This is a genomic window from Mesorhizobium sp. M4A.F.Ca.ET.022.05.2.1, from assembly GCF_003998845.1.
Classification (GTDB): Bacteria; Pseudomonadota; Alphaproteobacteria; order Rhizobiales; family Rhizobiaceae; genus Mesorhizobium.
Genome location: NZ_RZOJ01000423.1, coordinates 1 through 5,194 on the forward strand (window position 1 = coordinate 1; position 5,194 = coordinate 5,194).

Sequence of the window (5,194 nt, forward strand, 5' to 3'; positions counted from 1 at the left end):
ACTATAGGCAGAATCGTCGCGCCCGGCAAACCAAATTCCGGCGGCCACCAGCGCAAATGCGCCACCGGGCCTAGCTGTCCGACGCGGCAATTCGTTCAGCAACCAGATGCTGCAGCCGCCACAGATGGCTGTCATGGATGCCGCGCTGCTCCAGGTTCTTCACCGTGTTGTAAAGATAGTCTGCGCCCGATCCCCAGTGCCCGCAGGACGTCGCCAGCCTTTCGACCACCTCTTTTTCCTCAAGCGGGCCGGCATAGGTTGTGCCCTTGCGGTTGATGACGAAGGCCAGCGCCCGCAACGTGCCACCGTCGCTCGCGAGGTTGAGCAGGCGCGGATGGTAGCTGGTCGGCTTCAGCGTCACTTCGCGCCGCAAAACCTTGTCGAGCTGCTGGCGCCGGTCGGCGTCGCCAAGCCTGAAGGCGACGCCCTTGCACTGCCCGCCCCGGTCCAGCGCCATCATCAGGCCAGGCTGCTCCTTGGTGCCGCGCCAGCGCGTCATCTTCATGCAGAAGGATCTGTGCCAGCCGCGCGCGATCGCGATCCGTTCCTCGACATGGTCGATCTCGGGCTTCCAGATCAGCGACCCGTAGCCGAACAGCCAGAGCGGTTCGCCGCCAGGCAGCTCAGCCTCAAGGATGTCCAGTATCGCGTCATAGTCGGCATCGTCCAGATGCATCGCGTTGGGGTCAGGCCCGCTGTCCTCGACGGCGCGAAAGCAGCGCGCGACCAGTTCCTCGGTGAGCGACATTGTCCTTGGCGGCATGAACTGTCCCTGGGCACCCGACTTGTGAAGCGCCGACCTTAGGGGCGGCGATTGCGTGCCACAATGGCCACGGCGCGAGCGATTGACAAACATCCTGGCCGGGTGTCGGCTGGACCATTCAGGGAGCCGCCTATGCAGCCCAATCCAAGCGAACGCGACCGCTATAACGGCCTGACCAGGCTTGCGCCGACGCTGCCGTCGTCGGCCTATTGGGATGCCGGGGCCTACGGTCGTGACCTCGACGCGATCTGGTACAAAAGCTGGCTGCTGGTCTGCCGCGAGGCCGACCTTGCCCAGCCGCTGGCTTTCAGGACATTCCGCGTCGGCACGCAGGAGATCGTCGTGCTGCGCGACGAGGACGGCGAATTGCGCGCCTTCCACAACACCTGCCGGCATCGCGGCTCGCAGCTTTGCCAGGAAAGCGAGGGAAGGCTGAAGGCCAGGCTGCTGACCTGCCCCTACCACGCCTGGTCCTATTCGCTGCGCGGCGACCTCGTGCGCGTGCCGTCGAAGTCGCTGCCCGAAGGCTTCGACAAGGCCGACTTCCCGCTTTATGGCGTGGCGCTGTCGGTGTGGCGCGGTTTCGTCTTCATTAATCTCGCCGAAAATGCCGCCGACTCAGCGGAAGCCTCATTCGACCGGGCTTCCGGCAATCTCACCAACTGGCCGCTGGAGACGCTGGTCACCGGCCATGCGCTGCGCAAGGTCATGAACTGCAACTGGAAGATCTTCTGGGAGAATTTCAACGAGTGCCTGCATTGCCCTGGCGTCCACAAGGACCTGTCGCGGCTGGTGCCGATGTATGGCCGTGGCCTGATGACGAGGCACGACGATCCCGAATGGGCGCGCCACGCCGACAATGACGCGCCGGAATATTCCGGCGGCCTCCGAGCCGGCGCCGAGACCTGGTCGCGCGACGGCCGCGCGTACGGCCCGGTGTTTGCCGGCCTGACGCCGGCCGAATGCGCCGCCGGCCAGACCTACGCCACAAGCCTGCCGTCGATGTTCATCGTCGGCCATGTCGACTATGTGCGCACCGTGCGGCTTGTGCCGCTCGGCCCCGAGCAGACGGAACTGTCAGCCGAATGGCTGTTCCCGGCCGAAGCGCTCGCCTCGCCGGAAGCCGACATCGACAACATCGTCGCCTTTGGCAGGCAGGTGCTGGAAGAGGACGCGGCGATCTGCGAGGTCAACCAGAAGGGCCTGCGTTCGATGCGCCACGAGGCCGGTGTGCTGATGCCGGAGGAGTACGACCTGCACCGTTTCCACGAATGGGTGCGCGCGCGGCATCAGGCATTTTCGCCCAAACCCTAGAGCGACTTCGGCAGATGCCGCTAGGTGACAAAGCCACGGCCGCCGCCGGCAGCCCGCGCGCGTGGCGAACGCTGAACCCAGGCTCACGGCCGGCCCTCGAACCGCTCGAAAGAAAACGGCGGGCAGCTTGATACCAGGCGACAGAGGTCCCGCCTTCTTTTGTCTGGCTGAACCATGATAGTCGTTTGGTATCACTGAATCGGAATGCGAGACACGATGAGCCTTCAATCGCCGGCCGAACCTGTTCAGGACACGCCGAAGCAAGGACGCATCGTCGCCATCGACATCGTGCGCGGCTTGGCCCTGCTGGCCATGGCGAGCTACCATTTCACCTGGGACCTCGAGAATTTCGGCTATACCGATCCCGGCCTCACCGCCTTCGGCTGGTGGAAGATCTACGCGCGCTGCATCGCCTCGACCTTCCTGTTCCTGGTCGGCGTCAGCCTGTTCCTCGCGCATGGAAGGCAGATCCGCTGGCCGGGCTTCTGGAAGCGCTTTGCCATGGTCGCCGTGGCGGCGCTGGCCATTTCGTTGATCACTCGCATCGCCACGCCGGATGGCTTCATCTTCTTCGGCATATTGCACGAGATCGCGCTCGCATCTCTGCTCGGCCTCGCCTTCCTGCGATTGCCCTCGCTGCTGACCATCGCCGTCGCGGCGCTTGTGATCGCCGCCCCGCTCTATCTGCGCTCGGAAGCCTTCGACCATCCGGCGCTGTGGTGGGTCGGCCTGTCGGCGACCAACCCGCGCTCCAACGACTATGTGCCGCTCTTCCCATGGTTCGGCGCCGTGCTGTTGGGCATCGCCGCGGCGAAACTCGCTTCCACCTCCGGCCTGCTTGCCAGGCTGGCGAAATTGGCGCCCGGCCGCTGGTCGAACCCGCTGATCTTCATCGGCCGCCACAGCCTGGCCTTCTATCTGATCCATCAGCCACTGCTGTTCGGTTCGGTCTGGCTGTTTTCGCAGGTGATGCCGGCGGCGCCGCTGGACCAGGACGCCAGCTTCCTCAAATCCTGCCAGATATCCTGTGAACAGCAGCGCGACAGCAAATTCTGTACGAGCTATTGTGGCTGCATGCTGGGTACGCTGCAGGGCGAAGGGATACTGGACAGGCTCTACAAGGGCGACCAGACACCGGGGTTCAAGGCGCATCTCGCCGAGCTCGCCGGCGCTTGCACGGCGAGCACCGACAGCGCGATGGAGGGAGGACAGCAATGACCGACAGTCAGCCGAAACCCGGGCTCATCCCGTGGCCGCCGCCGATCTACGTCATCGCCATCGCCGCCAGCGTCGTGCTCGGCCTCTTCTTTCCCCTGCCGTGGATCGGCGATCTCCTCGGCGACCTCCTGTTTGCCGCCGGCTGGGTGGCGCTGTTCTTTGTCGCCGCGCTCTGGTTCACGGCGATCCGGGTCATGCTGCGAGCGAAGACGACGTTCAATCCGAACGCGGTGCCGGACCATCTCGTCACATCGGGCCCGTTCTCGATCACCCGCAATCCGATGTATCTTGCCAACACGCTGCTGTTGATCGGCGTCGCCTTCATCACCGGGATTGCCTGGTTCCTGCTGTTCGCCTTCGTCGCCGCGTTCGCCACGCAGAAGCTGGCGGTCGAAAAGGAGGAGAAGGTGCTGGCGGCTAAATTCGGCAAGAAATACCGCGACTACGCCAAGCGGGTGCGGCGCTGGATTTGAGCCGGAGGTACCCCACTGAGTTCAGGTGTTTACGCCGAGCTCCACCAGACGCTCGACGCAGGATTCTTCCGCCTGGTCGAGCTCGGCCAGCGTTTCTTCCAGGTCGCGCCGCTTCTGCCTGAGATCCTCGCGCTTTTCCTCAATGCGCTTGATCATCAGCTTGAGCTGGCCGACCTCGCCGGGCGGCTCCTTGTACATCTGGATGATTTCGCGGATCTCGTTGATCGAGAAGCCGAGCCTTTTTCCCCGCATGATCTGGCGGATCAGATGCCGGTCGGACGGGCGGAACAGCCTCGTGCGGCCGCGCCGCACCGGCTGCACCAGGCCCTCGTCCTCGTAGAAGCGCAGCGTGCGCGTCGACACGTCGAATTCGCGGGTCAGTTCGGTGATCGTGTAGTATTCCCGCATTGTTGCTCCCGATGCCGGTACTGGGCGCCGTCCGGTGGCGTCGCCCTCGCCTCCGTTCCATGAGCGGAATCGAATGGAAGCCGGCCGAACCTCGCACGGCATTTACGTAAAAGTCAATTGCGCCTTCAGGGTACGGCGAACCACCAGGTGGCCAAGCCCAGAAAGGCGAAGAAGCCAACGCAGTCGGTGACCGTGGTGACGAAGACGGCCGACGCCACCGCCGGATCGATCTTGAAGCGGTCGAGCAGCAGCGGGATCAGGATGCCGGCCAGCGCCGCCGCGAACATGTTGATGATCATCGCCGCCGCAATGATGCCGCCCAGATTGGGGTCGCGAAACCATGCCGCCGCGACGATGCCGATCAGCACCGCGAACACGATGCCGTTGATGAAGCCGACGCCGACTTCGCGGCGGATAATGCGGGCGGCGTTGTAGATGTCGATATCCTTCGTCGCCAGCGCGCGCACGGTGACGGTCATCGTTTGCGAGCCGGCATTGCCGCCCATGCCGGCCACGATCGGCATGAGCACGGCGAGCGCAACGATATGCTCGATCGTCTGGTCGAACAGGCCGATCACCGAGGCCGCGAGGAAGGCCGTCAGAAGGTTGACCAGCAGCCACGGCACGCGCGAGCGCGAGGTCGCGAGCACCGTGTCGGACAGTTCCTCGTCGCCGACGCCGCCCATGCGCAGAAGGTCCTCCTCGGCCTCCTGCTGGATGACGTCGACGACGTCGTCGATGGTGAGCACGCCGACCAGCCGCTCGTTCTCGTCGACCACCGCGGCAGACAACAGGTCGTATTGCTCGAATTCCCGCGCCGCCTCTTCCTGGTCCATGGTGGCGGGGATGGCATGCCTCGTCTCATGCATGACGTCCTCGACCTTCACCGCCCGCTTGGTGCGCAAGATCTGGTCCAGGTCGATGGCGCCGACGAGCTTGAAGCTCGGATCGATGACGAATATCTGGCTGAAGCGGTCGGGAAGGTTGTTGTCCTCGCGCATGTAGTCGATGGTCTGGC

At 64.3% G+C, this 5,194-nt stretch carries 6 protein-coding genes; 3 read left to right on the forward strand and 3 right to left on the reverse strand.

Annotation, left to right across the window (positions count from 1 at the left end; genetic code table 11):
* Positions 1-70: 70 nt before the first annotated feature.
* Positions 71-763: a gamma-glutamylcyclotransferase gene (locus EN745_RS29450; RefSeq protein WP_127422867.1), complete on the reverse strand. Its 693-nt coding sequence runs from the start codon at positions 761-763 to the stop codon at positions 71-73.
* A 132-nt stretch (positions 764-895) separates the two neighbouring features.
* Between EN745_RS29450 and EN745_RS29455 the strand changes: the two genes are divergently transcribed.
* The 3 genes from EN745_RS29455 (at position 896) to EN745_RS29465 (ending at position 3,768) form a co-directional block, all read left to right on the forward strand.
* Positions 896-2,077: an aromatic ring-hydroxylating dioxygenase subunit alpha gene (locus EN745_RS29455; RefSeq protein ID WP_127422868.1), complete on the forward strand. Its 1,182-nt coding sequence runs from the start codon at positions 896-898 to the stop codon at positions 2,075-2,077.
* Between the two features lie 216 nt (positions 2,078-2,293).
* Positions 2,294-3,295, forward strand: a complete 1,002-nt coding sequence (locus EN745_RS29460) for a DUF1624 domain-containing protein (RefSeq protein WP_127422869.1) — start codon at positions 2,294-2,296, stop codon at positions 3,293-3,295.
* Entirely contained in the window at positions 3,292-3,768 is a 477-nt protein-coding gene (locus tag EN745_RS29465; protein ID WP_127422870.1) for an isoprenylcysteine carboxylmethyltransferase family protein, read from the forward strand. Before EN745_RS29460 ends, EN745_RS29465 begins: the two co-directional genes overlap by 4 nt.
* A gap of 21 nt (positions 3,769-3,789) precedes the next feature.
* Here EN745_RS29465 and EN745_RS29470 read toward each other — a convergent pair whose 3' ends face one another.
* Together EN745_RS29470 and mgtE are read right to left on the reverse strand one after the other, a co-directional pair.
* Positions 3,790-4,176: a MerR family DNA-binding transcriptional regulator gene (locus EN745_RS29470; protein WP_112618641.1), complete on the reverse strand. Its 387-nt coding sequence runs from the start codon at positions 4,174-4,176 to the stop codon at positions 3,790-3,792.
* A gap of 125 nt (positions 4,177-4,301) precedes the next feature.
* Positions 4,302-5,194, reverse strand: an 893-nt coding sequence (gene mgtE, locus EN745_RS29475; RefSeq protein WP_127422871.1) for a magnesium transporter, incomplete at its 5' end; no start/stop codon positions are given.